Below are 26,669 nucleotides of genomic sequence, written 5' to 3'. Positions count from 1 at the left end.
ATGTTCCACGCATCCATGAACTTCGCCCTCGGCGACGATATCGAGGCGCTGCGCGAGCAGACCCATCGCTGGGCGCAGGAGCGCGTCAAGCCGCTGGCGGCCGAGATCGACCGGACCAACGACTTCCCCGCGCACCTGTGGAAGGAGATGGGCGATCTCGGCCTGCTCGGGATCACGGTGCCCGAGGAGCATGGCGGCCTCGGCATGGGGTACCTGGCGCATTGCGTGGCGGTCGAGGAGATCGCGCGCGCGTCGGCCTCCGTCTCCCTCTCCTACGGCGCGCATTCGAACCTGTGCGTCAACCAGATCAAGCTCAACGGCACGGAAGAGCAGAAGGCGAAGTACCTGCCGGGGCTGATCTCGGGCGACCACGTGGGCGCCCTCGCGATGTCCGAGGCGGGCGCGGGCTCGGACGTCGTGTCGATGAAGCTGCGGGCCGAGAAGCGCAACGACCGCTACGTGCTCAACGGGACCAAGTACTGGATCACCAATGGCGGCGACGCCGACACGCTGGTGGTCTATGCCAAGACCGACCCCGAGGCGGGCGCCCGCGGGATGACCGCCTTCATCGTCGAAAAGGACATGGCCGGCTTCTCCGCCTCGCCCCATTTCGACAAGATGGGGATGCGCGGGTCCAACACCTTCGAGCTGATCTTCGAGAACGTGGAGATCCCGTTCGAGAACGTCCTCGGCGGCGAGGGGCGCGGCGTGAACGTGCTGATGTCGGGGCTGGATTACGAGCGCGTGGTCCTCTCCGGCATCGGCGTCGGCCTGATGCACGCCATGCTCGACGAGATGATGCCCTACATGCACGAGCGCAAACAGTTCGGCAAACCGATCGGCGAGTTCCAGCTGATGCAGGCCAAGATCGCCGACATGTACACCGCCATGAACACCGCGCGCGCCTACCTCTATGCCGTCGCCGCCGCCTGCGACCGGGGCGAGGTGACCCGCCAGGACGCCGCCGCCTGCGTGCTCTATTGCTCGGAAAAGGCGATGGAGCAGGGGGTTCAGGCGGTGCAGGCCTTCGGCGGGGCGGGCTTCCTCAATGACAGCCCCGTCTCCCGGATGATGCGCGACGCCAAGCTGATGGAGATCGGCGCGGGGACCTCGGAGATCCGCCGGATGCTCTGCGGGCGCGAGCTGATGAAGGCCACGGCGTGATCCGCGCCGCCTTGCTGGCCGCCGCCCTGGCAGCGCCCGGCGGGGCGGCGGCGCAGCCCGCGCCCGAGACGGATCCGGGGCCTTACATGGAGCTGCTGCGCGGCTGCCTCTCGGGCGCCGCGACGCCGGACGAAGACGCCGCCTGCAAGGGGCTGGTGTTCGAGGAATGCGGCCACCGCGCCCCCGAGGGGACGCGCGACACCACCATCGGCATGACCCTGTGCCTGCTGACCGAACAGCGGGCCTGGGACGTGCTGCTCAACGAAGTCTGGAAGCGGCTGCGCGCAAGCATGGCGGCCGCGGATGCCGATGATGGCGGGGCGCGGGCCGAGACGCTCCTGCGCGCGCAGCGCGCCTGGATCGCGTTCCGCGACGCCGAATGCGCCTGGCAGCACGCGATCTGGGGCCTCGGGTCGATGCGCCAGATCGCGGGCGCCGACTGCATGGCCGGGCGCACCGCCGACCGGGTGATCGATTTCCGCAGCGAGCTGCGGCAGGGGGACGAGAGATGACCGTTCTGAAATCAACCTTCTCGCCCGCCTCGGAAGAGGCGAAGGCCAACCGCGAGGCCCATCTGCAGGCCATCGAGGTGATCCGCGAGGCCGCCGAGGCCGCCATGCAAGGCGGCGGGGAAACCGCGCTCGCCCGCCACGTGGCCCGCGGCAAGCTGCCCCCGCGCCAGCGCGTGGCGCAGCTGCTGGACCCCGGCTCGCCCTTCCTGGAAGTGGGCCTGACCGCCGCGCACGGGATGTATGACGGCGCCGCCCCCAGCGCGGGCGTCATCGCGGGCGTCGGGCAGGTGCGGGGCCGCGAGGTCATGGTGGTCTGCAACGACGCCACCGTGAAGGGCGGCACCTACTATCCCGTCTCGGTCAAGAAGCACCTGCGCGCGCAGGAGATCGCCGAACAGAACAACCTGCCTTGCATCTACCTCGTGGACTCGGGCGGCGCCAACCTGCCGAACCAGGACGAGGTCTTCCCCGACCGCGACCATTTCGGGCGAATCTTCTTCAACCAGGCCAACATGTCCGCCAAGGGCATCCCGCAGCTCGCCTGCGTGATGGGAAGCTGCACCGCGGGCGGCGCCTATGTGCCCGCCATGTCCGACCAGACCATCATCGTGAAGGAACAGGGGACCATCTTCCTCGCCGGTCCTCCGCTGGTGAAGGCCGCGACGGGCGAGATCGTGACCGCCGAGGAGCTTGGCGGCGGCGACGTCCATACCCGCCTCTCGGGCGTCGCGGACCACCTGGCCGAGGATGACGCGCACGCGCTGTCCCTGCTGCGCGACATCGTCGGGGGGCTGAACCGCCCCAAGGCGCTGCAGGTGGAGCTGCGCACGCCGGAAGAGCCTCTCTACGACCCGGAAGAGATCCTCGGCGTCTGTCCCGCGGACCTGAAGAAACCTTACGATATCAAGGAGCTGATCGCGCGGATCGTCGACGGCTCCCGCTTCGATGAGTTCAAGTCGCGCTTCGGCCAGACCCTTGTCTGCGGCTTCGCGCATATCGAGGGGATCCCCGTCGGCATCGTCGCCAATAACGGCATCCTGTTCTCGGAATCCGCGCAGAAAGGCGCGCATTTCGTGGAACTCTGCTCCCAGCGGCGCATCCCGCTGGTGTTCCTGCAGAACATCACCGGCTTCATGGTCGGCAAGAAGACCGAGAACGAGGGCATCGCCCGCCACGGCGCCAAGATGGTCACCGCCGTCGCCACCACGCAGGTCCCGAAGGTGACCATGCTGGTGGGCGGGTCCTTCGGCGCGGGGAATTACGGGATGTGCGGGCGGGCCTACTCGCCGCGCTTCCTGTGGACCTGGCCGACCAGCCGCATCTCGGTGATGGGCGGAGAGCAGGCGGCAGGCGTCCTCGCCACCGTGCGCCGCGACGGGATCGAGCGGAAGGGCGGGACCTGGTCGGCCGAGGACGAGGCCGCCTTCAAGGCCCCCATCACCGCGCAGTTCGAGGCGCAGGGCCACCCGCTCTACGCCTCCGCGCGGCTTTGGGATGACGGGGTGGTGGACCCGCGCGCCACGCGCCGCACGCTGGCGCTGTCGCTCTCGGCCGCGCTCTGCGCCCCCATCGCCGATGCGCCGCGCTTCGGCCTGTTCCGGATGTGACGGCCATGCGCACCCGCTTCACCGACATGTTCGACCTGAAGACCCCCATCGCCTCGGCCCCCATGGCCGGGGCGGCGGGCGGGCGGCTCGCCGCCGCGGTCAGCGCCGCGGGCGGGCTGGGCTTCGTCGGCGGCGGCTATGGCGACGCCGACTGGCTGGAATGGGAGCTGGAGGAGGCCGCGAAGGCCGCCCCCGAGGGGCCCGGCGTCGGCGTCGGGTTCATCACCTGGTCGCTGCAGAAGAAGCCCGCGCTCTTGGACATGGCCCTCGCCCACCGGCCGCGAGCCGTCTTCCTGTCCTTCGGCGACCTGCGCCCCTTCGCGCCGAGGATCGCCGCCGCCGGCGTCCCGCTGATCGCCCAGGTGCAGGACATGGAACAGGCCCGCGCCGCCGTCGATGACGGCGCCGAGGTGATCGTCGCCCAGGGCGCCGAGGCAGGCGGGCATGGCGCGATCCGCGGCGGCATGACCCTGGTCCCCGAGATCGCCGACCTGCTGGCCGCGCGCGCGCCCGACACGGTGCTGTTGGCCGCGGGGGGCATCGCCGACGGGCGCGGCCTCGCCGCCGCGCTCTGCCTCGGGGCGGACGGGGCGCTGGTCGGCTCGCGCTTCTGGGCGGCGGCGGAGGCGCTGGTGCCGCAAGGCTTCCACGACGCCGCCCTCGACGCGGACGGCGACGCAACCCTGCGCACCCGCGCCGTCGACCGCGCCCGCGGCCTGCGCTGGCCGGGGGGCTACACGATCCGGGTCATGCGCTCGACCTTCACCGACCGCTGGCACGACGACCCCGAGGGGCTGGAAAAGGCCCTCCCGCGCGAGGCCCCGCTCTGGCAGGCCGCCTTCGCCGCCGGGGACGCCGCCATCGCCAACCCCATCGTCGGCGAGGCCGTGGGCCTGATCCACCGGGTCCGCCCCGCCGCCGACATCATCGAAGACATGACGACCGGCGCCCGCGCGGCGCTCTCCCGCGCTGCGGACGCAGCCGGGGCAGGGAGGTGATCCAGATGTTCACGAAGATCCTCATCGCCAATCGCGGCGAGATCGCCGCCCGCGTGGCCCGCAGCGCCCGCGCCATGGGCGTGCGCACCGTGGCGGTCTACTCCGAGGCCGACGCCGCCGCGGTCCACGTCGCCGCCTGTGACGAGGCGGTCCCCATCGGCCCCGCCGCGGTGGCCGAGAGCTACCTGAAGGCCGACCGCATCATCGCCGCCGCCAGGGCGACCGGCGCCGAGGCGATCCATCCCGGCTATGGCTTCCTGTCCGAGAACCCGGATTTCGTGGAGGCGGTCGAGGCTGCGGGCCTCGTGTTCATCGGCCCCTCCGCCTCGGCCATCCGGGCCATGGGCCTCAAGGACGCCGCCAAGGCGCTGATGGAGGAGGCCGGGGTCCCCGTCGTCCCCGGCTATCACGGCGAGGAACAGGACCCGCATTTCCTGGCCGGGGAGGCCGACGCCATCGGCTACCCGGTCCTCATCAAGGCCCGCGCCGGCGGCGGCGGCAAGGGCATGCGCCGCGTCGACGATCCGAAGGACTTCGCCGAGGCGCTCGCGGGCGCGCAGCGCGAGGGCCAGGCGAGTTTCGGCGACGGCCGCGTGCTGATCGAGAAATACATCACCTCGCCCCGCCACATTGAAATCCAGGTCTTCGGCGACGGTCACGGGAACGCGGTGCACCTGTTCGAGCGGGATTGCTCGCTTCAGCGCCGCCACCAGAAGGTGATCGAGGAAGCCCCCGCCCCCGGCATGACCGCGGAGATGCGCGAGGCGATGGGCGCCGCCGCCGTGCGCGCCGCCAGGGCCATCGGGTATTCGGGCGCCGGGACGGTGGAGTTCATCGTCGACGGCTCGGACGGGCTGCGCCCCGACCGGTTCTGGTTCATGGAAATGAACACGCGCCTGCAGGTGGAGCACCCGGTGACCGAGGCGATCACCGGGCTCGACCTCGTGGACCTGCAGCTGCGCGTCGCCGCGGGGGCGCCGCTGCCGGTCACGCAAGATGACCTGTCGATCACCGGCCATTCGGTCGAGGCGCGCCTTTATGCCGAGGACCCGGCCAAGGGCTTCCTGCCCCAGACCGGGCGCCTGCACCGCCTGCGCCTGCCGGACGCCCGCGCCCGCATCGACAGCGGCGTGCGCGAGGGGGACGTGGTCACCCCCCATTACGACCCGATGATCGCCAAGGTCATCACCCACGGCGCCACCCGGGCCGAGGCGCTGGGCAAGCTGCATGACGCGCTCGCCGCCTCGGAGATCGCGGGCTGCACCACCAACGCCGCCTTCCTGCAGCGCCTCGTCCGCCATCCCGTCTTCGCGGCGGGAGAGATGGACACCGGCCTGATCGACCGCGAGCTCGACGCGCTGACCGCGCCGCTGCCGCCGATGCGCGAGGCCCCGGCGCTGGCCGCCCTCTCGCTGCTTGGGCTCGATGCGCCGCGCGCGGGGCTGATCGGCGCGAATGACGGCTTCCGCCTCTGGGGCCCGGAGGTGCGGGACGTGACCCTGAAGGCGGGCGAGGAGGACCACCCCCTGTCGCTCGCCATCCACGGCCATGGCCGCTTCAGCGTGACCGACGGGGAAGGGACCTACGCGCTGACCCTCGTGGGCGGCCGCTACGCCGCCGATGACGGCCCGCGCCGCCCCGTCTCCTTCGCCAGGGTGGGCGCCTCGGTCACCGTGATCGCCGGGGGCCGGGCCGCGGCCTTCCACATCCCCGACCCCGAGGCCGCCGCCGACGCGGCCGAGGCCGCCGACGTGGTGACCGCCCCGATGCCGGGCCTCGTGAAGCTCGTCTCGGTCGCCGCCGGGGACCGGGTGGAGGAAGGCGCCGCGCTGATCGTCATGGAGGCGATGAAGATGGAGCACCGCCTGACCGCCCCGCGCGCCGGGGTGGTCGCTGAACTCCTCTGCGCCGAGGGCGCCCAGGTCGAGGACGGCGCCATCCTTCTGCGGCTCGAGGAAGAGGAGACCGCCGATGCCTGACGTCCTGATCTTCGAGATGGGCCCGCGCGACGGGCTTCAGAACGAAAAGCGCATGATCCCGGCGGCGGACAAGATCCGCCTCGTGGACATGCTCAGCGCCTGCGGGTTCCAGAAGATCGAGACGGCCAGCTTCGTCTCGCCCCGCTGGGTGCCGCAGATGGCCGACGGGGCCGAGGTGATGGCCGGCATCGCCCGCCGCCCCGGCGTGCGCTACACCGCGCTGGCGCCCAACATGAAGGGCTACGAGGCCGCGAAGGCCGCGCGCGCGGACGAGGTGGCCGTGTTCGCCAGCGCCTCGGAAGGGTTTTCCCACAAGAACATCAACGCCTCGGTGGCCGAGAGCATCGAGCGCTTCAAGCCGATCATCGCCGCGGCCAAGGCCGACGGGATCCCGGTGCGCGGCTACGTCTCCTGCGTCACCGATTGCCCCTATGACGGCAAGGTGGCCCCGGCGGCGGTGGCGGCGGTGGCCGAGATCCTGGCCGCCGAGGGCTGCTATGAGATCAGCCTCGGCGACACCATCGGCGCCGGGACGCCCGAGAGCGTGGACGCGATGCTCGCCGCCGTCACCGCCGCCGTGCCCGCGTCGATGCTGGCCGGGCATTTCCACGACACCGGCGGAAGGGCGCTGGAGAACATCGCGGCCTCGCTCGACCGGGGCCTGCGGGTGTTCGACGCCTCGGTCGGGGGCCTCGGGGGCTGTCCCTACGCGCCCGGCGCCAAGGGGAACGTGGCGACCGAGGCGGTGGCGCGGCTGATGGCGGCGCATGGCCTCTCCACCGGGCTCGACATGGAGCTGCTGGCCGAGGCGGCTGCTTTCGCGAAAACGCTCAGGGAGGGCGACTGATGGCTTACGAGACCCTGCTTCTGGAGGTGGATGCGCGCGGCGTCGCCACCCTGACCATGAACCGCCCCGAGGCGCATAACGCGATGTCGAAGGCGCTGATCACCGACCTTCAGCAGGCCGCCGCCGATCTCGGCGCGGATGACAAGGTGCGCGTGGTGGTGCTGACCGGCGCCGGGCGCAGCTTTTCGGCCGGGGGCGACCTGCGCTGGATGCAGGCGCAGATGGCGGCGGACCGCGAGACCCGGATGCGCGAGGCGGGGGGGCTGGCGAAGGCGCTGCAGGCGCTCAACACCCTGCCGAAACCGCTGATCGGGCGGATCAACGGCCAGGCCTTCGGCGGGGGCATGGGGCTGATCTCGGTCTGCGACGTGGCGATCGGGGTCACGGGGGCGAAGTTCGGCTTCACCGAGACCCGGCTGGGGCTGATCCCGGCGACCATCTCGCCCTACGTGCTCGCGCGGATGGGCGAGGCGATGGCGCGGCGGGTGTTCATGTCCGCGCGCCTCTTCGGGGCCGAGGAAGCGGTGACGCTGGGGCTGCTGGCGCAGGCGGTGGAGGCCGACGCGCTGGACGCGGCGGTGGAGGCGGAGGTCGCCCCTTACCTCGGCGTCTCGCCCCAGGCGGTGGCGGCGTCGAAGGCGCTGGCCCGCTCCCAGGGGCCGCGGATCGACGAGGACCTGATCGCCGACACCGTCCGCCGCCTCGCCAATACCTGGGAGACGCGGGACGCGCAGGAGGGCATCGCCGCCTTCTTCGACAAGCGCAAACCCGACTGGACGGTCTGAGCCGCGCGAGTCCCCCCGGCACGCCGCGCCCTTGCGCCGCGCGGGCCCCGTGTTGACGGGGCCGCGCGGGGCATGATGATCGGGGCCGGGCCTGCCGCCCCCGAAGGATTTTCCATGACCGCCGCCTCGCCCGATCCCTCCGCCGCCGCGCTGCGGGGCGCGCTGATCGCGCTGCTGCGCCTCGGCGCCGGGCAGGGGGGCTTCTATGGCGCCCCGGATGGTTGGACGGCGGGGGCGGCGCCGGACCTCTCGGCCATGTCCCCGGCGGCCCTGCTGGAGGCCGCGCGGGCCGAGGGCGTCTCCATGCCCGCCGCCGCGGCGCTGGGCCTGTCGCCCGACCTGCCCCCCGACGCCCGCGCCGACCTGTTCCAGTCCGCCTTCGCCGCGCAGGCCCGCGCGGCGCGGCTCTCGGGCGCCCTGCGCGGGCTGGGCGCCGTGCTGGCGGCGGCGGGGATCGAGGCCGCGGCGCTGAAGGGGGCCGCGGTGCTGACCCTCTCGGACCCGCCGCCGAACCTGCGCGACATGGTCGATCTCGACCTGCTGGTCCGCCCCGAAGACATGGCCGGGGCGGTCGAGGCGCTGCGCGATGCGGGGTGGACCGGCGATCACGCGGCGTTCTCGGCGCGCACCGACTATCATTACCCGGCGCTGTTCCCGCCCCCGGGCGGCCCGGCGACGGTGGAGCTGCACCAGCGGCTCGACTGGGCCCGCGGCGGGCCGCTGTCGGCGGATGCCATCCTGTCGCGCGCGGCGCCGTGCCCGCACCATCCCGGCCTGCTGCGCCCGGCGCCGCTGGACCGCGCGGCGCACCTGGTCCGGCACGCCCAGCTGGGGGATCGCGGCTGGGCGCGCGGCACGGCGCGGCTGAAGGATTGCCACGACTGGCGGATGCTGGCGGCGGCGGAGGAGGCGCTGGACGCCGAGGCCCTCGCCGCGCTGGCGGGCTGGGACGGCGCCCGGTCGCGCGCCGCGGCCGAGGCGTTCCTGGTGTTGCAGGAGCGGGCCTGGGGCCGCGACGTCTGCCCGCCCGGCTGGCGGACGAAGCACGGGGCCTGGGTGGAGCGGGCCTGGGCCTCGCTCTGCGATCCGGGCGCCAAGGCGCGGGCGGCGGAGGGCGACGCCTGGGCGGCGCGGCTCGAACCGCTGCGCGACCCGGGGCTGCTGCGGCACGTGCTGGTGGGGCTGACCCTGCCGGGGCGGCGGCGGCGGTTCCTGGCGCGGCTCGGGCTGGGGACGGCGGACCCGGGGAACGGTTGAGGGGGCCGCGCGTTGGGCCGCGCGTCGGGCAGTGCGCCTGCGGCGGGCGCGGCGCCCGCGCGGCGCGGCCGGCGGGGCGCGGGCGGCGAGGGGCCCCGGATGCGAAACGCCCCGCGGGGGGGGGACCCGCGGGGCGTTTCGCGTCCCGGCGGCGCCGGGGTCAGGACCCGCTCTCGGGCTCCTTGTACACACCCTGTTCCTTCAGGGCGTCGACCACCTCGCGCGGCATGTATTTCTCATCGTGCTTGGCCAGCACCTCGCGGGCGACGAACACGCCCTCGGGGTTCAGCGTGCCCTTGGCGATGGTGCCCTGGCCCTCGCGGAACAGGTCCGGCAGGACGCCCTTGTAGACCACCAGCTGGTCGGCATTGCCGTCGGTGACCACGAAGCGGATCTCGGCGCCGTCGCCGCGCACCAGGCTGCCTTCCTTCACCAGCCCGCCGACCTGGATCGGATCCCCGGGCCGGGGCGGTTCCTCGGCGATCTGGGTGGGCGAGCGGAACAGCTCGATCGCGTCCGAGAACCCGATCCCCACCAGCACCGAGGCCGCGGCCAGGAAGCCTGCGCCGATGCCGATCAGCATGATCCGCCGTTTCTTGCGCGTCATCGCCATGGGTGCGTGCTCCTCAGCTCAGTCCGGCCCGGGCCGTGCGGTCCGCCCCTAGATGCGCGCAAGCGGCGGGCGGCGCAAGGGGGCGAGACCAAAGACGTATGCAGGGCCCTGCATATAGCAAGATGCGGCCCGGGTCCTGCGCCCAAGGGGCGCGGCCCCGGTCTTGCGCCCAAGGGGCGCGGGGGGCGGCCTCAGGCCTTGCGCGGCTCCACATGCGCGGTCGCCTCGGCGGCGGCCTCGGCAGCTTCCACCGCCTTGGCCTCGGCCGCCGCCTCCTTCGCCGTGGTCACGGCCTTGCGGGCTTCTCGCCGCGCCTGGCGGGCCTGGCGGCGCGCCTCGGCGGCGTCGACCACCCGCTCCTCCTCGGCCCTCCGGCGCAGCGCCTCGCCCGTCAGACGCTCGAGCGCGGCGTTGATCTCGGCCCCGAAGATGATCGCGGCGCCGGTCAGGTAGAAGAACAGCAGCGTGACGATCACGCCCGCGATGGAGCCGTAGGTGACCGAATAGCTCGGGGCGTTGGCGAGATAGACCGAGAAGGCCGTCGCCCCCGCCATCCACAGCAGCAGCGTCGAGACGATCCCCGGCAGCAGCCGCGCGCCGCGCTGGGAGCGCGAGGGCAGGAACCGGTGCAGCGCCCAGAGAAACCCGATGAAGGCGCCGATGCCGACGCCGTAGCGCAGGAGGCCCGCGCCGAAGGGCGGCTTGACCCCGAACAGGCCTTCGACCGCGGTGAACAGCAGCGGCGCCAGCACGATGGCGAAGCCGAGCAGCGCGAAGGTGGCCGAGCCGAGCAGCACATAGGCCATGCCGATGATCCGCCGCAGGGCGAAATTGCGCACCCGGCGGGATTCGTAGGCGCGGTCGAAGGCGGCGCGGAACGCCTCGACCCCGTTGGAGGCGGCCCAGAGCGCGCCGCCCGCCGAGATGGTCAGCAGCCCGCCGCGTTCCTGCCCCAGCACGTCCGTCAGCACGGGGGCCAGCGTATCCGCCACGTTCGGCGGCGCGGTGGCGAAGAGCCAGTCGATGGCGGCCTGGAGCTCCTCCGGGCCGACCAGCGCCGAGGCGAGGGCTGCGGTGAAGATCATGAAGGGGAACAGCGCCAGCAGCATCGCATAGGCGATGTAGCCCGCGAGGATCCCGCCCTCGTCCGCGTCGAAATGCTTGTAGGCCCGGCCCGCGACCACCGCGCTGTCGCGCAGCGCGTTCCAGAACAGCCCGGCGAGGCGCGAGCCGAAGAGGCGCCGGCCCTCGCCCTCATCCCCCTCGCTTTTCGCGTCGGGGGACAGCTGGGCGAGGTCCTCGGCCCGCTCCGCCGCGTCGTCCTCGGCCGCCGCTTCGGCCCGGGCCGCGGCGCGTCTGTTTTCGGGCGTCATCCGCTCGGTCATCGCGCCGCTCCCTTCGCCGTCGTCGTGTCGTCGGCCCCGGTCAGGGGAACATCGGCGCGGCGGTCAGGCCCGCATCCTCGGGCAGGCCGCACATGATGTTGGCGACCTGCACCGCCTGGCCCGAGGCGCCCTTCACCAGGTTGTCGATCACCGATACCAGGATCGCGCGGCCGGGGCGCCGGTCGGCCACCACGCCGATGCGGCAGAGGTTGGAGCCCTTGACGTGCCAGGTGGTCGGGGCCTCGCCCATCGGCATCACCTCGACGAAGGGCTCGTCGGCGTAGCGCGCGGCGAGGGTCTCGTGGATCTTCGCCGCGTCGCCCTTCACGTAGATGGTCCCCAGGATGCCGCGGTTCATCGGCAAGAGGTGCGGGGTGAAGGACACCTTCACCTCCCGGCCCGCGGCCTTCGACAGCTCCTGGTCGAACTCGGACGTGTGGCGATGGCTGGCGATGCCGTAAGCCTTGGTCCCCTCGGTGACCTCGGAGAACAGCTTCCACTCCGCCGCCGCGCGGCCGGCGCCGGTGATGCCGGTCTTGCTGTCGATCACGATGTCGTCCGGGTCGATGACCGAGGCTTCGAGCAGCGGCACCAGCGGCAGCAGCCCGTCGACCACGAAACAGCCCGTTCCGGCGGCGAGGCGGCAGGTCTTCAGCTCCTCGCGGTAGAACTCGGGCAGGCCGTAGACAGCGGTCTTCTGCAGCTCGGGGGCCATGTGCTCATGCCCGTACCACTTGGCGTACATGGCGACGTCCCGGAGCCGGAAGTCGGCCGACAGGTCCACCACCTTCACCGCTTCGGGGATCGAGGCGATCACCTCCTGCGTCGTGGCGTGGGGCAGGGCGCAGAAGGCGACGTCGATGGCGGACCAGTCGACATCCTCGATGGTGGTCAGCACCGGCAGGTCGCAATGGCTGAACTGCGGATAGACCGCCGACATGGTCTGGCCGGCCTTGGAATTGGCGGTCAGCGCGTCGATGCGGAAATTGGGATGCGAGAGCAGCAGGCGCGTCAGCTCCGCCCCGGTATAGCCGGAGGCGCCGAGGATGGCGGTGCGGACGATGGTCATGGCTTCGCTCCCGTGATCTGGGGCGCCCGCGGTGTCGGGGCGCGTCATCACGGGAATTAGTGCATTGCGGCGCAGGGGGAAAGGGGGCGCGGGGGCGGGGAGGGCGGCCCGGCCCGCCGCGCCGGGCCGGGAAGAGGCGCCCGGGGCGCGGCGCCGCGCCGGTATCGGGCGCCCCTCCTTTCGCCCCGGGGAGCGATCCGCGCCGCGGCGACGCGCGGCCCCCGGGGGGGGCGCGGCGCGGCGCCCCTTGCCCGCGGCGGCGGGTCGGGCGAGGAAAGGGGGCGCCCGCCTGCCGGTCCCGCCTCGCCCCGCCCCGCCCCGCCTCGCTCCGCCCCGCCCCGGCGCCGCTGCGCGTCGCCCGTCGCCCGCCGCTTCGCTTCCTCGCCCCGCCGCCCGCGTGAAAGACCTGCCATGCCCCCGATCCTGCTGCGCCTCGACGCCGTGCTGCGCCGCTTCTTCATCCCGCTCGCGCTGCTCGGCTGGGGGATCGGCGTGCTGCTGGCCTTCTGGGCGGCGGGCTTCCCGGGGCGGGGGGTGTTCCTCGACTACAACCTCAACGCCTGGGTGATGTCGTGGCAGGAGTTCGGCTGGCTGCGCCGGGGCCTCGTCGGCTCGCTTCTGCACCCGTGGTTCGAGGCGGTGGGCCGGTCGACCGGGGCGGTGCGCTGGACCATGATCGCGCTCGACGGCGCCTGCGCGCTGGGCCTGGCCTTCACCGCCCGCGCGGCGCTGCGCGCGCTCGAGGGGGCGGGGGCGCCGCGCCTCGCCGCCGTGCTGCGCTTCGGGCTGATCGTCTCGCCCGTCGGCTTCGTGCAGGTCGGCTGGGACGTGGGGCGCTACGACCACGTCCTGTTCCTGCTGCTGGCGGGGATGGCGGCGGCGCTGCTGCGCGGGCGGGCGCTGGCGGCGGGGCTGACCTGGGCGCTGGCGGCGCTGGTGCATGAAGGGGCGCTGTTCCTCTTCGCCCCGGCGGCGCTGTTCGCGTTCGAGCGCGGGCGCGCGGTCGCGGGCCGGGCGGCGGCGCAGGCGGCGCTGCTGGCGCCCCCGGCGCTGGCCGCGGGGGCGCTGCTGCTGCTCTCGGCCCAGCCCACGGACGCCGAGATCGCCGCGCTCTGGCCGCATCTGGCCAATTACGACAGCGCCTGGGACCGGCCGCTGGTGGTGCTGCCGCTGCACCTGCGCTGGTGGGAGGTCCTCCCCGCCCTGGTCTACGCCGCCGCGCCCTACATGCTGGCGGCGAAGGTCGCGCGCGGGGCGGGGATGGCGCCGCGGGACCTGCTGATGCCCCTGGCGATGAGCGCGCCGCTCTACGCGCTCGGCTGGGACTGGCTGCGCTGGGGGCAACTGGGCTTCGCGGCGATGATCGCGCTGCTGGCGCTGGCGGTGCTGGACCGTCGGCGCGCGGGGCAGGGCGTCGAGGACGCGGGCGAGGCCGGGGGCAGGGGCGCGGGCGAGGCCGGGGGCCCGGGCGCCCCAGCGGACCTGCCCGCCGGGGGCGGGCTCGGCGCCTGGTGGCCCTACCTGCTGCCGCTCGGGCCCCTCGGGGTCGCGCGGGCGCTGCCGCCGCTGGCGCTGCTGGTGCAGGCGCTGACCGGCTGGCAGGCCCCGATCTGAGGGGTCAGAGCCCTCGCCGCCCCGCCTCGGCCCCCGCGCCATGGGCGCCGGTCAGCCGGGCGGGCAGCCCGGCGAGGTCGTAATCGAACCCGTAGCCCATGTCCTTCAGCGGCCGGGGCGAGAGCGCATAGGTCTGCGCGCGCAGGAAATCCATCAGCGCCGCGCCGTCGCGCGCCTTGGCGGCGATGGTCTCGGGCGGGATCGGGGCGCCGATCACCGCCGTCACCTCGCGCCCCACGCGGGTGCGGAATTCGTGGATCAGCAGCGCGAGGCGCAGCGTGTAGTGCAGGTGGCTCGCCACCTGGAAGCGGCGCGAATTGGCGCCGTCGAAATAGACCGGGATCACGGGGACCCCCGACTTGGCCGCCAGCCGCGCGGTGAAGGTCTTCCAGGGCGGGTCGAGCGCCGGGCCGAAGGGGCGGCGCGCGGTGGACACCGTGCCCCCCGGGAAGATGCCGACGATCCCCCCGGCCGCGAGGTGGTCGAGCGCGGCGCGCCGCGTCGCGACGTTGATCCCCCGGGCCGCCTTGTCGCCGTCGAAGCTGATCGGCAGGACGACGCGGGCGACCTCCTCGGCCTTGTTGAACACCTGGTTGGCGACGATGCGGAAGCCGTCCGGGCGCGCGGCCGACAGGATCCGGCCCAGCATCAGCCCGTCGAGGATGCCGAACGGGTGGTTCGCCACCACCAGCGCGCCGCCCTGCGCGGGGATGTTGGCCAGCCCCTGGCCCGGCAGGTTCAGCCCGATGCCGTAGCGGCGGGCGATCACCTCCCAGAAATCGGCGCCCGCGGCGACCTCGTCCTCATAGCCCGCAGCGAGATCCACCAGCCGCCGGCGGCCCGACAGCGTTTCGAACCCGCGCACCATGAGCCGCCCCGCGCGCGTCTGCACGCCCGTCTCGTAGGTGATTTCCCTGGCCACGCCGCCCATGCGCAGGCTCCGTCTCGTCATTCCGCCGCGGCGCCCGCGGGCGCGCGTCCCCGTGCGGATACGCGCCCCGGGCCCCCGCAGGCAAGCCAAGTTTTGCTTCAGCGATCTTTCGAAAACACGAACGGAAACGGCCCCGCCGATTGGCGGGGCCGCGACCATGCCGCGCCGGGGCGCGGAAAATGCGTCCTGTTCCGGACGCCGACCTTGCGATCAGCGCTTGGAGAACTGGAACGAACGACGGGCCTTGCGGCGGCCGTACTTCTTGCGCTCGACCACGCGGCTGTCGCGGGTCAGGAAGCCGGCGGCCTTCAGGGCCGGGCGCAGCGACGGGTCGTAGAGCGACAGCGCCTTGGACACGCCGTGCTTGACCGCGCCGGCCTGGCCGGACAGGCCGCCGCCCTTGACGGTGGCCATCACGTCGAACTGACCGGCCACGCCGGCCACGCCGAACGCCTGGTTCAGAACCATCTGCAGCACGGGACGAGCGAAGTACTCCTCCATCGGCTTGCCGTTCACGACCACGCGGCCGGAGCCGGGGCGAACCCAGACGCGGGCGACCGCGTCCTTGCGCTTGCCGGTGGCGTAGGAGCGGCCGAGCGCGTCGCGCACGGGCTCACGCGGGGCGGTCTCTTCGGCCACGACCTCGATCCCGGAGTCCGCGACCGCATCTTTCAGCTCGTCGAGCGATTTGATCTCTTCGGACATGCTCAGGCGCTCCGGGTGTTCTTCTTGTTCATCGACTTGACGTCGACCACTTCAGGCGACTGCGCCTCGTGCGGGTGCTCGGCGCCCGCATAGATGCGCAGGTTGGTCAGCTGCTTGCGGGACAGCGGGCCGCCCGGCAGCATGCGCTGCACGGCCTTGAACAGCACGCGCTCGGGGAAACGCCCCTCGAGCAGCTGCGCGGCGGTGCGCTGCTTGATGCCGCCCGGGTGACCGGTGTGCCAGTAGTACACCTTGTCGGCGCGCTTGTTGCCGGTCATCTGCACCTTGTCGGCGTTGATGACGATAACGTTGTCGCCCATGTCCATGTGCGGGGTGAACGAGGGCTTGTGCTTGCCGCGGAGGCGCATGGCGATCAGGGAGGCGAGCCGCCCCAGCACCACGCCTTCCGCGTCGATCACGACCCACTTCTTGTCGATGTCGGCCGGTTTGGCGGAGAAGGTCTTCATTGTCGATCCGTCTGTCCTGGCTGGCGCGAGCGGCGCCGGCGGGCGGTTTCAGGGCGGGCGCGGCGTGGGCGATTCCCGTCAAAGGAAACCCTCCGCGCCGCGGATGGAGGGCTTCTAGGGGCAAGCCCGGGGCAAGTCAATTCCCCTTCGTTCCAAAAATCTCAATGAAATCAATGGCGGTGTGCGTGTGGTATCAGGATACCCCACTAATTTCACCCCCCGAAGACCACCGCGTGCATGATCCGCCCCGGAAGCAGGGTGAACGCCCCGGCGATCAGCAGCGCCCCGAGGGTCAGCCCGCGCATGATCTTGCGGTGTCGGTCGATCCGCCCGGCCCGCGCCGCGCGCACCGCGAAGACCAGCGAGACGAGCGCGACGACCGAGAGCGCGTGGATCGGCGACGGCCTGCCGTTCCAGATGTCGAAGATGGCGAAGGAGCTGAGCGCCGCGGCTGCCCGCGCCGCGCCCGCGGCCGAGCGTGTCGCCGCGCCGGCGGCCGGGCGCGTCACCGCGCCGGCGGAATGGCGTAGGTCAGGCTGGCGTGACAGACCGGCCCCTCGACCCCGGGCGAGAACACCGTCGCATCCCCCACCGCCAGCGTCTTGCCGAGCTTCATCAGCTTCGCCTCGACCACCAGGTCCTTCGGCTCGGGCTTGCGCATGAAATTGATCGCGCAGTTGGTGGTCACCGTCAGCGCCTGCCGCCCGATCATCCCCAGCACCACCACGTAGAAGGCGCAGTCGACGGCGGTGAACATCGCCGGGCCCGACACCGTGCCGCCCGGGCGCAGCTCCGCCTCGGTGATCTTCATGCGCAGCCGCGCCTCCATCGAGGCCATCTTCTCGATCGTGAACTTGCCCCGCTGCTGCGGGAACACCTCGTCGAGGAACTCCTCGAGCTCCCGCTCATTCATCACCGGCTCGCGCTGCGCCATCCCATGCCTCCCGTTCATGCACATGTTGATGTCTTCGGGTCGGCATACCGCCCGGTATCCCGCCCGCGCGCAAGCCCTTCCTGCGGCCCCGGCGCTCCGCTAGTCTCCGGCCCGAGCCCCAAGGGAGGAGTGACGCATGACCCAGGACGCCCCCGAGATCCTGATTTCCGAGCGCATCGGCGCCGTGCACCGGCTGACGCTCGACGACCCGAAACGCCTCAACGCGCTGTCCGAGGAGATGCTGGCCCGCCTCCAGGCCGAGATCGACGCGCTGGCGGTGGACAAGACCGTGAAGGCGCTGGTGATCCGCGGGACCGGCAAGGCGTTCTGCGCGGGGCACGACCTCAAGCAGATGCAGGCCGCCCGGCAGGCGCCCGATGGCGGGCGCGGCTATTACAACGCGCTGTTCGCGCAATGCGCGCGGTTCATGACCTCGGTCCGCCGCCTGCCGATCCCGGTGATCGCCGAGGTGCATGGCGTGGCGACGGCGGCGGGCTGCCAGCTGGTCGCCACCTGCGACATGGCGGTGGCCGAGGAGGGCGCGCGCTTCGGCGTCAACGGCGTCAATATCGGCCTGTTCTGCTCCACCCCCATGGTGGCCCTGTCGCGCAACATCGCCCCGAAGAAGGCGTTCGAGATGCTGACCACCGGCGCTTTCGTGGGCGCGGAAGAAGCGGAGCGGCTCGGCCTCGTGAACCATGTCGTCCCCGCCGAGGCCCTCTCGCAGGCGGCGCTGGAGCTGGCGGGCCGGGTGGCCGAGAAGCTCGGCGCCGCGGTGAAGATCGGCAAGGAGGCGTTCTACGCCCAGGGCGAGATGTCCCTCGACGCCGCCTATGCCTATACGGGCCGGGTGATGGCCGAGAACATGCTGCTGCGCGATACCGAGGAAGGGGTGAACGCCTTCCTCGAGAAGCGCAAACCCGACTGGGCGGAGGGCGCATGATCCGGGAAGCGATCCTCGCCGCCGCCCTGGCGCTGTCGGCGCTTCCCGCCGGGGCCGAGAGCGGGACCGCCCCGAATCTCGACTGGGAGGTGACGCGCGACCCGGCCATCGCCGCCGCCGCGCCGAAGCTCGCCGCGTTCCTCGCGGCAGAGACCGCGGACCTTCTGCACCTGGCGCGGGACGAGGCGGCCGAGGCGGCGGCCCGCGCGGCCGAGGACGGGCGCACGCCGCGCCGTCAGGTGTTCAAGGCGACCGAGGCGGCCCGCGCCGTCACCCCGCGCTTCGTGTCGGTCCTGCGCACGACCGAGCGGTACCAGGGCGGCGCCCATGGGGGCCTCTGGTTCGACGCGCTGACCTGGGACAAGACCACGGGCGACGTGATCGGCCTCGACCTGATCTTCCCGCCGACGCGGGAGGGGGCGCGGGGCCTCGAGGCGCTGGTCATGGCGCTCAAGGCCGACCTGCTGGCGCGCGAGGGGCTGTGGCGCGAGTCCATCGCCTATTCCACGCCGCTGGACCCGGCGGCGCTGGGCAATTTCACGCTGGAACCCTCCACCCAGGCGGGGCGGATCGGCGGCATCGCCTTCCACTACGCGCCTTATGAGCTGGGGCCCTTCGCGCTTGGCCCCCAGACCGCGGTGATCCCGCAGGCGGTGTTCGCGGACGGCGTGGCGCCGGAATTCCAGCGCCTGTTCGGCGGCGCCCCGGCGCGCTGAGGGCCGCCACCGCCGCAAAGAAGAACGCCGCGCCCGGTTGGGCGCGGCGTTCCCGCGTTTTCAGGGATGCGCCGTCAGGCTCAGAGCATCTCGATGGCCAGCGCGATGCCCTGGCCGCCGCCGATGCACATGGTGATCAGGCCGTATTTGCCGCCGATCCGCTCCAGCTCGTACATCGCCTTGATGGTGACGATGCCGCCGGTGGCGCCGATCGGGTGGCCGAGGGCGATGGCGCCGCCGTTCGGGTTCACCTTGGCGGTGTCGAGGCCGAGGCCCTTGTTCACGGCGCAGGCCTGGGCGGCGAAGGCCTCGTTCGACTCGATCACGTCGAACTGGTCCGCGGTCATGCCCAGCTTGGTCAGCAGGTTGGTGACCGCCGGGACCGGGCCGATGCCCATCACCTCGTGGCGCACGCCGGCATGGGCGTAGCCGAGCAGCTTGCACTTGGGCTTCAGGCCCGCCTTCTCGGCCGCCTCGCGATCCGCCAGCACCACCGCGGCGGCGCCGTCATTGATGCCCGAGGCGTTGCCCGCGGTGACCGAGCCGTCCTTGCGGAAGGCCGGGCGCAGGCCGGCGAGCTTCTCGAGCGAGGTCTGCTTGGGGTGCTCGTCGGTGTCGAAGGGCACCATGTCCCGGCGCACCTTCACCTCGATCGGGGCGATCTGCGATTTGAAATAGCCCTCGGCGATGGCCTTCGCGGCGCGCTCCTGGGACTCCATCGCGAAGGCGTCCTGCTCCTCGCGCGAAATCTGGTGCTCGTCGGCGACGTTCTCGGCGGTGACGCCCATGTGCCCGACGCCGAACGGGTCGTTCAGCGCGCCGATCATCATGTCGTTCATCTTCAGGTCGCCCATCTTCTGCCCGAAGCGGCCCTGCTGGAACGAGTGGGGCGAGCGGGACATCGACTCGGCGCCGCCCGCGACGGCGTAGGCGACGTCGCCGAGCATGATGTGCTGGGCGGCCGAGGCGATGGCCTGGGCGCCGGAGCCGCAGAGGCGGTTGACGTTGAAGGCGGGGACTTCCTCGGGGATGCCGGCCTGCACCGCGGCGACGCGCGAGAGGTACATGTCCTTCGGCTCGGTGTTGATCACGTGGCCGAACACGACATGGCCGACCTGGCCCGCCTCGACGCCCGCGCGCTCCATCGCGACCTTGGTCACGTGGGTGGCGGTGTCGGTCGGGGCGATGCCGGCGAGCTTGCCGCCGAAGGTGCCGATGGCGGTGCGGGCGCCGTCGAGAATCACGACTTCACGAGTCATTGGGGTTTCCTCTCTTGTTCGTTGGGGCCTTGGGTCTTGGCCTTCAGTTAACGCCCGATGCGGCGCGCGGAACAGCGCGCCCGTGGTCGCCGCGACGCAAACGCGCGGCGGGGGCGCTTCGGCGGCGCAGCATGGGCCGGGGGCGGGCCGGGCGCAAGCGCCGCCGGCCGGGCCGGGCGGTCACGTTCGGTCGCGCGGCGCGGCGCGGCGGGCAAGGATCGGGCCGTCGGGCCGGGACATGCGAAAGGAAACTGCGCGCCGGGCGCGGGGGCGCCGAATCGCGCGCGACGCCGGGCGGGGCAGGGCGGCGGGGGCCGCCGACCGCGTGTCCGGCGATATGTGATCACGAACCCCGAGGCGCGTGATCACATTTCCGGCGGCCAGGGGCGCTTCGCCTCGGCCGCGGCCCAGTCCGCGACCCATTCGGGCAGGGGCGGGTTCCAGTCCTCCTGCCCCATCGCCTCGGCCACCCTGTCCATCGGCACGATCCCGTCCGGCCCCGCCACCACCGCGCGGTAGACGGCGTTATGGGCCGGGACCCCGCCCGCGAGGGTGAGATGCTCGAGATAGATGAACCTGTCGTCGCGGCCGATGGCGCGGGTGCGGATCTCCATCTTCGCGAAGGGGATGACGCGGCGGCGGTACTGCACGCAGGCGCCCGCCATGGTCAGCCGCCAGCCATTGGCCTGCACAGCCTTGATCAGCCCCGAGCGGATGGCGACGGGGATCCGCCCGAGATCCATCAGCGTCATGGTGCGCCCGTTGTTGAGCTCCATGAACGGGTCGATGTCCCAGGGCCAGCAGCGGGTGTGCACCACGTGGACGTCCCCCGGCGCCAGCGGCGGCATGCGGCTGGCGCGGAAGATCGAGAGGGCGGCGCGCAGATAAGGGTACATGGCGGGCTCCGAAAGGCGTGTCGCGCGCAATGTGGCGCCGCGGCCGGGCGGGGGAAAGGGTGACGTTGGGGCCGGGGGCTCGGGGGGCGCCGCGCGTCAGACCCCCAGCGCCCAGAGCCAGAGCGGCAGCGAGGCCACCGATCCGGCCATCGCCGTCACCAGGGTGGCGGCGGCCCAGGGCGTCTCCTGCACCCGCGCGCATATCGCCGGGTAGGCCGCCATCATCGGGCTCGCCGCCGTCAGGGCCATGCCGACGGCGCGCGGGTCCTGCCAGGACCCGATCAGCAGCGCGACGGCCCCGAGGACGAGGGCGGGGTGCAGGACCAGCTTGGCGGCCGCCACCTCGGGGCGGTCGCGCCGGGCCGTGCCCTCGGGCAGGTGCGCCAGCGCCGCGCCCACGGCGATCAGCGCCACCGGCGTCGCGGCGCCCGAGAGCAGCGCGATCACCGTGCCCGACGGCCCCGGCAGGCCGATCCCCGACAGCGACAGGACCGCCCCGAGGATCACCGAGCCGAGCAGCGGGTTGGAGGTGAAGGCGGCTTTCAGGAGCCCCCAGGCCGCCCGCAGCGGCGAGGCCCCGCCCCCCCGCTGCGCCAGCGCCAGCGACAGCGGCACGGTCATCGCGTTCTCGACCAGCAGCGCGTTGGCCAGCACCATCGCCCCCATCTCGGGGCCCAGCGCCAGCGTCACCAGCGGATAGCCGATGAAGCCCGAATTCGGCCCCGCCGCGCCCATCGCCCCGACCCCGGCCCGCGCATGGGGTCGCCCGCGCAGGCGCAGAAGGACATAGGTCGCGACCAGCAGCGCCAGCGAGGCGCCCGCGTAGCCCGCCGCCATGCGCCAGTCCAGCACCTCGGTCACGCCCCGCTCGACGAAGGCGCGCACGATCAGCGCCGGCATCGCGATCCACAGGATCAGCGCGCCCAGCGCCCGCCCGCCCTCGGGCGACACGATCCCCCCCTTCGCCGCGGCCCAGCCGATGGCGACGAGGGCGAAGACGGGGGCGACGATCTCGAAAACGGCGAGCATGGGCGAATCGAACCTGCGACGGATGGGGAATGCCGGGACGCTTAACATGCGCAGCATCTCGCCGCCCGCGCGCGCTTCGCCGCGGGCGCCCCGGCGGCGTTTCCCCCGCGCAGCGTTTGCGTCGCGCGCCCGAAAGGCGTAAACCGCGCCGCAACCTGAAAATCCCACGCGCGCGCGGAGCTCCCCGATGTCCAAGCCGAAGAAAGTCGTCCTCGCCTATTCCGGCGGCCTCGACACCTCGATCATCCTGAAATGGCTGCAGTCCGAATATGGCTGCGAGGTGGTGACCTTCACCGCCGATCTCGGCCAGGGCGAGGAGCTGGACCCCGCGCGCAAGAAGGCCGAGCTGCTCGGCATCAAGCCCGAGAACATCTTCATCGAGGACGTGCGCGAGGAATTCGTGCGCGACTTCGTGTTCCCGATGTTCCGCGCCAACGCGGTCTACGAGGGGCTGTACCTGCTGGGCACCTCCATCGCCCGGCCGCTGATCTCCAAGCGGCTGGTGGAGATCGCCGAGGAGACCGGCGCCGACGCCGTCGCCCATGGCGCCACCGGCAAGGGCAACGACCAGGTGCGGTTCGAGCTGTCGGCCTATGCGCTGAACCCCGAGATCAAGGTGATCGCGCCGTGGCGCGAGTGGGACCTGACCTCGCGCACGCGGCTGATCGAATACGCCGAGGCGCACCAGGTGCCGGTGCCCAAGGACAAGCGCGGCGAGGCGCCGTTCTCGGTCGACGCGAACCTGCTGCACACCTCTTCCGAGGGCAAGGTGCTCGAGGATCCGGCGCAGGAGGCGCCCGATTACGTCTACCAGCGCACGGTGAACCCCGAGGACGCGCCCGACACGCCCGAATATATCGAGATCGGGTTCGAGAAGGGCGACGCGGTGTCGATCAACGGCGTCGCCATGTCCCCGGCCACGATCCTGACCGAGCTGAACGAGTACGGCCGCAAGCACGGCGTCGGCCGTCTTGACCTGGTCGAGGGCCGCTACGTTGGCATGAAGTCCCGCGGCATCTACGAGACCCCGGGCGGCACGATCCTGCTCGAGGCCCATCGCGGCATCGAGTCGATCACGCTTGACCGCGGCGCCGCCCACCTGAAGGACCAGCTGATGCCGCAATACGCGGAGCTGATCTACAACGGCTACTGGTTCTCGCCCGAGCGCGAGATGCTGCAGGCGCTGATCGACAAGAGCCAGGAGCACGTCACCGGGACCGTGCGCCTGAAGCTCTACAAGGGCTCGGCCAACACCGTCGGCCGCTGGTCGCCGTTCTCGCTCTACTCCGAGCAGCACGTGACCTTCGAGGAGGACGCCGGCGCCTACGACCAGAAGGACGCCGCGGGCTTCATCAAGATCAACGCCCTGCGGCTGCGCCTGCTGGCCAACCGCAACAAGCGCGGGTGATTTCGAGGGGAGGGGAAGGGGTCTCGACCCCTTCCTCCCCCCTCGCGCTCCCCCCTCCATCCCCTTGCGGGCGCCTGGGGGCAGGCTGGGAGGGAGATCGGGAAAGGGCGGCGCATGGCGTCGCCCTTTTCGCGTTCCTAGAGGCGGCGCGTCATGGTGATGGAGGTGGGGCGCGCGTAGCCCGCATGGGCCGTCTCGGCGGTCTTCACAAAGCCCATGGCGGCGAAGGCGGCGTGGTTTTCGGTCAGCTCGATGCGGGTCTGCAGGCGCAGGGCGGGCAGGGCGCGGGCGCGGGCCTCCTCCGCCGCCGCCTCGACCAGCGCGCGCCCGATGCCGCGGGATTGCGCGCCCGGCGCAACGGCGATTTTCCCCAGGTAGAGCGCGTCCTCCTCGGGCCGGGCATAGAGGCAGCCGAGAAGCGCGGGACCGTCATGGGCCAGGAGCAGGATTTCGGCCTCCGCCTTGGCGGCGAAATCCGCCGCGCTCATGGCGTGGAGCGAGGAGGGCGGGTTGATCCGCCCCTCCATGAAGGCGAAAGCCGCGGCCAAGAGGGCGCGCAGCGCGGCCCAGTCGTTGAAAGCGCCGTCATGGCGGGTGATGCGCAGCGGCATGGGCAGGTCCGGCAAGGAAAGGCCCCGGGGCCGGGGCGTCGCCGCCGCATCCTGCGCCCGCCCCCCGCGCCCCCGCAAGCCCGGTTGCGAGCGGCCCTCGCGCGGGGCAGGATCGGCGGCATGACCCTCGAACTCGACCACATCGTTCTCGGCTCGCTCGACCTCGACCGCGACGGCAAGGCGCTGGAGGCCCGTTTCGGCGTGCCCGCCCAGGGCGGCGGCGCGCATCCGGGCATGGGCTCGCGCAACCTGCTCTGGGGCCTCGGGCCGGTCTATCTCGAGCTGATCGGCCCCGATCCGGCGCAGGAGGCGCCCGCAGTCGGGCTGCCCTTCGGCCTGTCCACACCGGCGACGCGGGCGCGGCTCGCGGACGGCCCGGCGCCGGTGGCATGGGTGCTGCGGGCCCGCAAGGGCGTCGGCCTCGGCGCCGTGGAGGCCGCGGCGACGCTGTGCCCGGCGCCCATCGGGCCGCTGACGCCGATGTCCCGCGGCGATCTCTCGTGGCGGCTGACCATCCCCGGGGACCGCATCCCCGCCTGCGGCGGCGTGGTCCCGTCGCTGATCGACTGGCCCATGGGCGGCTGCCCCCCGGCGCAGGCGATGGCGGGCGGGCCGATGCGCCTCTCGCGGCTGCTGCGGCGGGCGGACCCGGCGGCCGAGGCGGCGCTCGCGGCCCTCGGGGCCGACGCCCTCGCCCCGGAGGGCGAGACCGACGGCGGCCCGCTGCGCGTGGTCCTCGACACCCCGATGGGGCCGGTGGCGTTCGGCTGAGGCCCGCCCCCGCGCATGACGACGCCGCCGCGCCCGGCAAGGCGCGGCGGCGTCGGTATTTCCGGCGGCGTGCGCTCAGGCGGCGCCGGCCTCGCGGAAATCATCGAAGGCCTTCAGCGCCTTGGCGCCGTACATCAGCGACGGGCCGCCGCCCATGTAGAGGCACATGGAGACCGTCTCGGCGATCTCCTCGCGCGTTGCGCCAAGCCGCATCGCCGCCTTGACGTGGAACCCGATGCAGCCGTCGCAGCGCACGGCGATGCCGATGGCCACGGCCATCAGCTCCTTGGTCTTGGGGTCCAGCGCGCCCTCGGCGGTGGCGGCGGCGGCGAGCTTGTGGAACCCCGAGGCGACGTCCTTCTGCGCGCCCCGGAATTCGGCGAGTTCGGCATTGGTGTCCTTGAGGAAGTCGTTCCAGTCCATTGCGGCGCCCCTTGCGCAAAATGTTGCATTCGCGAAAACGAATAGGAGCGCCGCGCCCCCGCCGCCTTGCGCTGGATCAAGCGGACGCCGCGGAAGGGGCGCATCGCGCCGCGCAGGACCCCGCGCGGCCCCTCTCGCGTCCCGCCGCAGTCCCGCCGCCCGCCCTCCGCGCCCCCCACGCGCGCCGCCCCTGCCGCGCGATCCCGCCATGCGGGCGCGCGCCGCCCTTGCGCCCGGGCGCGTCCCGCGTCATGAGAGATCGCATGACTGACGCCCGCACCGATCCAGGCGCCTGGACGCTTCCGAACCTGCTCACGTATTTCCGCGTGGCGGCGGCCCCCATGGCCGCCATCGCCTTCGCGGCCTTCGAGCGGCCCTTCGCCGACCAGCTCGCCCTCGCGCTCTTCATCGTGGCCGCGGCCACCGATTACCTCGACGGCTGGCTCGCCCGCCGCTGGGACCAGGTCAGCGCGCTGGGCCGCATGCTCGACCCCATCGCCGACAAGGCGATGGTGATCACCGCCCTCGCCGTCATCCTGGCGCTGCGCGGCCCGGACCCGCTGTTCCTGCTCCCCGCCGCCGCCATCCTGCTGCGCGAGACCATGGTCTCGGGCCTGCGCGAGGCGCTGGCGGGCAAGGTGGTGATCCATGTCACGATGCTCGCCAAGTGGAAGACCACGGTGCAGATGGCCGCGCTCGGCCTGCTGCTCGCCGCCGGCTGGGCGCAGCAGGAGCGCGACTTCCGGTTCTGGGAGCTTCCGCCCGACGTTTACGAGGGGATGCTTTCGGGCGCCTTGCCCGACCGCTTCGACGTGGTCATGTGGGAGAGGCTGGCGACCGGCCTCGAGTGGGGCGGGATCGCCTGCCTGTGGATCGCCGCGCTGCTGACGGTCTGGACGGGGGCGGAGTACCTGGCCAAGGGGATCGCCGCGCTGCGCGAGGGAGGGAACTGATGCGGATCATGTATTTCGCCTGGCTGCGGGAGCGGATCGGCGCCTCGTCCGAGGAGATCGAGACCGGCGCCGCCACCGTGGACGCGCTGGTCGAGGAGCTGCGCGCGAAGGAGCCGCGCTATGCCGCGGCCTTCGAGGACACCTCCGCCCTGCGCGTGGCGCTGGACCAGGAGGAGGCGGCCTTCGACGCCCCCCTCGCCGGCGTGCGCGAGGTGGCCTTCTTCCCGCCCGTCACGGGGGGCTGAGCATGTCCGCGCGGATCCATGTCGGGGTGCAGGAGGGCGATTTCGACATCGCGGCCGAGATCGACCGGATGTGCGAGGGCCGCGCCGATATCGGCGCCGTGGTCACCTTCTCGGGCCTCGTGCGCGACATGACCAAGGCCGAGGACGGCAAGCCCGTCTCGGCCATGGAGCTGGAGCATTACCCCGGCATGACGGAACGGTCGCTGGAGAAGATCGCGGCCGAGGCCGCCGAGCGCTGGCCCTTGCAGGCGGTGACGCTGATCCACCGCTACGGGCCCCTGCTGCCCGGCGACCGGATCGTGCTGGCCGCCGCCGCCTCGCCCCATCGCGGCGCGGCCTTCGAGGCGGCGGAGTTCCTGATGGACTACCTCAAGACCCGCGCCCCCTTCTGGAAGAAGGAGACGACGCCGGACGGGGCGAGCTGGGTCGACGCCCGCGACGCGGATGACGCCGCGGCGGCGCGCTGGGCGAAGGGGTGATGTGACGGCGGCCTTTCGGGGCCGCCGTTTTGCGAGGGGGAGGGAGGGGTATGCATACCCCTCCCTCCC

The 26,669-nt window shown here is 72.6% G+C and carries 29 protein-coding genes; 16 read left to right on the top strand and 13 right to left on the bottom strand.

Translation table 11 applies throughout. The annotated features are described in order from the left end of the window. The 8 genes from ACQ5SO_RS15565 (at nt 1) to ACQ5SO_RS15530 (ending at nt 9,149) form a co-directional block, all read left to right on the top strand. Nucleotides 1-1,164 (top strand): isovaleryl-CoA dehydrogenase, encoded by a 1,164-nt coding sequence (locus ACQ5SO_RS15565; RefSeq protein WP_430942542.1) that lies wholly within the window; start codon nt 1-3, stop codon nt 1,162-1,164. After that, a complete protein-coding gene (locus ACQ5SO_RS15560) occupies nt 1,161-1,676 on the top strand; it encodes a lysozyme inhibitor LprI family protein (protein ID WP_430942541.1) in 516 nt (171 codons plus the stop codon). Before ACQ5SO_RS15565 ends, ACQ5SO_RS15560 begins: the two co-directional genes overlap by 4 nt. After that, nucleotides 1,673-3,283: a carboxyl transferase domain-containing protein gene (locus tag ACQ5SO_RS15555; RefSeq protein ID WP_430942540.1), complete on the top strand. Its 1,611-nt coding sequence runs from the start codon at nt 1,673-1,675 to the stop codon at nt 3,281-3,283. The genes ACQ5SO_RS15560 and ACQ5SO_RS15555 overlap by 4 nt, the downstream gene beginning before the upstream one ends. 5 nt (nt 3,284-3,288) lie before the next feature. Continuing rightward, nucleotides 3,289-4,281 (top strand): nitronate monooxygenase, encoded by a 993-nt coding sequence (locus ACQ5SO_RS15550; protein WP_430942539.1) that lies wholly within the window; start codon nt 3,289-3,291, stop codon nt 4,279-4,281. A 5-nt stretch (nt 4,282-4,286) separates the two neighbouring features. After that, a complete protein-coding gene (locus ACQ5SO_RS15545) occupies nt 4,287-6,260 on the top strand; it encodes an acetyl/propionyl/methylcrotonyl-CoA carboxylase subunit alpha (RefSeq protein ID WP_430942538.1) in 1,974 nt (657 codons plus the stop codon). Then, nucleotides 6,253-7,107: a hydroxymethylglutaryl-CoA lyase gene (locus ACQ5SO_RS15540; RefSeq protein ID WP_430942537.1), complete on the top strand. Its 855-nt coding sequence runs from the start codon at nt 6,253-6,255 to the stop codon at nt 7,105-7,107. Before ACQ5SO_RS15545 ends, ACQ5SO_RS15540 begins: the two co-directional genes overlap by 8 nt. After that, nucleotides 7,107-7,892 (top strand): crotonase/enoyl-CoA hydratase family protein, encoded by a 786-nt coding sequence (locus tag ACQ5SO_RS15535; RefSeq protein WP_430942536.1) that lies wholly within the window; start codon nt 7,107-7,109, stop codon nt 7,890-7,892. The genes ACQ5SO_RS15540 and ACQ5SO_RS15535 overlap by 1 nt, the downstream gene beginning before the upstream one ends. A gap of 114 nt (nt 7,893-8,006) precedes the next feature. Next, complete coding sequence (locus ACQ5SO_RS15530; protein ID WP_430942535.1) at nt 8,007-9,149, top strand: nucleotidyltransferase family protein; 1,143 nt, start codon at nt 8,007-8,009, stop codon at nt 9,147-9,149. A gap of 160 nt (nt 9,150-9,309) precedes the next feature. Here the strand turns inward: ACQ5SO_RS15530 and ccmE are convergent, their stop codons facing one another. The 3 genes from ccmE to argC all read right to left on the bottom strand — a co-directional run bounded on the left by ccmE (nt 9,310) and on the right by argC (nt 12,216). Beyond that, complete coding sequence (ccmE, locus tag ACQ5SO_RS15525; RefSeq protein ID WP_430942534.1) at nt 9,310-9,762, bottom strand: cytochrome c maturation protein CcmE; 453 nt, start codon at nt 9,760-9,762, stop codon at nt 9,310-9,312. Between the two features lie 191 nt (nt 9,763-9,953). After that, nucleotides 9,954-11,147 (bottom strand): YihY/virulence factor BrkB family protein, encoded by a 1,194-nt coding sequence (locus tag ACQ5SO_RS15520; protein WP_430942533.1) that lies wholly within the window; start codon nt 11,145-11,147, stop codon nt 9,954-9,956. A 40-nt stretch (nt 11,148-11,187) separates the two neighbouring features. Then, nucleotides 11,188-12,216, bottom strand: a complete 1,029-nt coding sequence (argC, locus tag ACQ5SO_RS15515; RefSeq protein WP_430942532.1) for an N-acetyl-gamma-glutamyl-phosphate reductase — start codon at nt 12,214-12,216, stop codon at nt 11,188-11,190. 411 nt (nt 12,217-12,627) lie between these two features. Between argC and ACQ5SO_RS15510 the strand changes: the two genes are divergently transcribed. Further along, nucleotides 12,628-13,830 carry a hypothetical protein gene (locus ACQ5SO_RS15510; RefSeq protein WP_430942531.1) on the top strand — a complete coding sequence of 401 codons (1,203 nt, stop codon included), beginning with the start codon at nt 12,628-12,630 and terminating at the stop codon, nt 13,828-13,830. A gap of 4 nt (nt 13,831-13,834) precedes the next feature. Here ACQ5SO_RS15510 and ACQ5SO_RS15505 read toward each other — a convergent pair whose 3' ends face one another. The 5 genes from ACQ5SO_RS15505 to ACQ5SO_RS15485 form a co-directional block, all read right to left on the bottom strand. Then, nucleotides 13,835-14,782, bottom strand: a complete 948-nt coding sequence (locus ACQ5SO_RS15505; protein WP_430942530.1) for a lysophospholipid acyltransferase family protein — start codon at nt 14,780-14,782, stop codon at nt 13,835-13,837. A gap of 189 nt (nt 14,783-14,971) precedes the next feature. Next, on the bottom strand, nt 14,972-15,466 hold the full coding sequence (gene rpsI / locus ACQ5SO_RS15500) for a 30S ribosomal protein S9 (RefSeq protein WP_430942529.1): 495 nt from the start codon (nt 15,464-15,466) through the stop codon (nt 14,972-14,974). A gap of 2 nt (nt 15,467-15,468) precedes the next feature. Beyond that, complete coding sequence (gene rplM / locus ACQ5SO_RS15495; protein ID WP_430942528.1) at nt 15,469-15,933, bottom strand: 50S ribosomal protein L13; 465 nt, start codon at nt 15,931-15,933, stop codon at nt 15,469-15,471. A 212-nt stretch (nt 15,934-16,145) separates the two neighbouring features. Then, nucleotides 16,146-16,442 (bottom strand): hypothetical protein, encoded by a 297-nt coding sequence (locus tag ACQ5SO_RS15490; protein WP_430942527.1) that lies wholly within the window; start codon nt 16,440-16,442, stop codon nt 16,146-16,148. Then, nucleotides 16,439-16,867, bottom strand: coding sequence for a PaaI family thioesterase (locus ACQ5SO_RS15485; RefSeq protein WP_430942526.1), 429 nt, complete (start codon nt 16,865-16,867; stop codon nt 16,439-16,441). Before ACQ5SO_RS15485 ends, ACQ5SO_RS15490 begins: the two co-directional genes overlap by 4 nt. A 136-nt stretch (nt 16,868-17,003) precedes the next feature. Between ACQ5SO_RS15485 and ACQ5SO_RS15480 the strand changes: the two genes are divergently transcribed. Continuing rightward, the gene (locus tag ACQ5SO_RS15480) at nt 17,004-17,810 is read left to right on the top strand and encodes an enoyl-CoA hydratase (protein WP_430942525.1); all 807 of its coding nucleotides are present in this window, start codon (nt 17,004-17,006) and stop codon (nt 17,808-17,810) included. Further along, nucleotides 17,807-18,526 carry an RsiV family protein gene (locus ACQ5SO_RS15475; RefSeq protein ID WP_430942524.1) on the top strand — a complete coding sequence of 240 codons (720 nt, stop codon included), beginning with the start codon at nt 17,807-17,809 and terminating at the stop codon, nt 18,524-18,526. The genes ACQ5SO_RS15480 and ACQ5SO_RS15475 overlap by 4 nt, the downstream gene beginning before the upstream one ends. A gap of 80 nt (nt 18,527-18,606) precedes the next feature. Here ACQ5SO_RS15475 and ACQ5SO_RS15470 read toward each other — a convergent pair whose 3' ends face one another. The 3 genes from ACQ5SO_RS15470 to ACQ5SO_RS15460 all read right to left on the bottom strand — a co-directional run bounded on the left by ACQ5SO_RS15470 (nt 18,607) and on the right by ACQ5SO_RS15460 (nt 21,710). Next, nucleotides 18,607-19,785, bottom strand: a complete 1,179-nt coding sequence (locus ACQ5SO_RS15470; RefSeq protein ID WP_430942523.1) for an acetyl-CoA C-acyltransferase family protein — start codon at nt 19,783-19,785, stop codon at nt 18,607-18,609. A gap of 365 nt (nt 19,786-20,150) precedes the next feature. Beyond that, on the bottom strand, nt 20,151-20,681 hold the full coding sequence (locus ACQ5SO_RS15465) for an acyl-CoA thioesterase (RefSeq protein ID WP_430942522.1): 531 nt from the start codon (nt 20,679-20,681) through the stop codon (nt 20,151-20,153). Between the two features lie 96 nt (nt 20,682-20,777). Then, nucleotides 20,778-21,710: an AEC family transporter gene (locus ACQ5SO_RS15460; protein WP_430942521.1), complete on the bottom strand. Its 933-nt coding sequence runs from the start codon at nt 21,708-21,710 to the stop codon at nt 20,778-20,780. Nucleotides 21,711-21,897: 187 nt separating this feature from the next. On the opposite strand from ACQ5SO_RS15460, the gene ACQ5SO_RS15455 reads away from it, so the two are divergent. Next, nucleotides 21,898-23,118 (top strand): argininosuccinate synthase, encoded by a 1,221-nt coding sequence (locus tag ACQ5SO_RS15455; RefSeq protein WP_430942520.1) that lies wholly within the window; start codon nt 21,898-21,900, stop codon nt 23,116-23,118. A 137-nt stretch (nt 23,119-23,255) separates the two neighbouring features. Here ACQ5SO_RS15455 and ACQ5SO_RS15450 read toward each other — a convergent pair whose 3' ends face one another. Then, the gene (locus ACQ5SO_RS15450) at nt 23,256-23,729 is read right to left on the bottom strand and encodes a GNAT family N-acetyltransferase (RefSeq protein ID WP_430942519.1); all 474 of its coding nucleotides are present in this window, start codon (nt 23,727-23,729) and stop codon (nt 23,256-23,258) included. Between the two features lie 120 nt (nt 23,730-23,849). On the opposite strand from ACQ5SO_RS15450, the gene ACQ5SO_RS15445 reads away from it, so the two are divergent. Further along, nucleotides 23,850-24,500, top strand: a complete 651-nt coding sequence (locus tag ACQ5SO_RS15445) for a VOC family protein (protein ID WP_430942518.1) — start codon at nt 23,850-23,852, stop codon at nt 24,498-24,500. A gap of 75 nt (nt 24,501-24,575) precedes the next feature. On the opposite strand, the gene ACQ5SO_RS15440 is transcribed toward ACQ5SO_RS15445, so the two are convergent. Next, nucleotides 24,576-24,923: a carboxymuconolactone decarboxylase family protein gene (locus ACQ5SO_RS15440; RefSeq protein WP_430942517.1), complete on the bottom strand. Its 348-nt coding sequence runs from the start codon at nt 24,921-24,923 to the stop codon at nt 24,576-24,578. Nucleotides 24,924-25,186: 263 nt separating this feature from the next. On the opposite strand from ACQ5SO_RS15440, the gene pgsA reads away from it, so the two are divergent. From pgsA to moaE, 3 genes are read left to right on the top strand one after another with little or no spacing between them, the layout of a single operon-like run. Continuing rightward, nucleotides 25,187-25,876 (top strand): CDP-diacylglycerol--glycerol-3-phosphate 3-phosphatidyltransferase, encoded by a 690-nt coding sequence (gene pgsA / locus ACQ5SO_RS15435; protein WP_430942516.1) that lies wholly within the window; start codon nt 25,187-25,189, stop codon nt 25,874-25,876. Beyond that, nucleotides 25,876-26,121, top strand: coding sequence for a molybdopterin converting factor subunit 1 (gene moaD / locus ACQ5SO_RS15430; RefSeq protein WP_430942515.1), 246 nt, complete (start codon nt 25,876-25,878; stop codon nt 26,119-26,121). Before pgsA ends, moaD begins: the two co-directional genes overlap by 1 nt. A 2-nt stretch (nt 26,122-26,123) precedes the next feature. Then, nucleotides 26,124-26,600, top strand: a complete 477-nt coding sequence (gene moaE / locus ACQ5SO_RS15425) for a molybdopterin synthase catalytic subunit MoaE (RefSeq protein WP_430942514.1) — start codon at nt 26,124-26,126, stop codon at nt 26,598-26,600. The last annotated feature ends 69 nt before the right edge of the window (nt 26,601-26,669 follow it).

The organism is Rhodovulum sp. DZ06, from assembly GCF_050586345.1.
Classification (GTDB): Bacteria; Pseudomonadota; Alphaproteobacteria; order Rhodobacterales; family Rhodobacteraceae; genus JBOCEF01.
The sequence above is the reverse complement of the archived record's forward strand: the minus strand, read 5'-3'. Positions and strand labels throughout refer to the sequence as shown.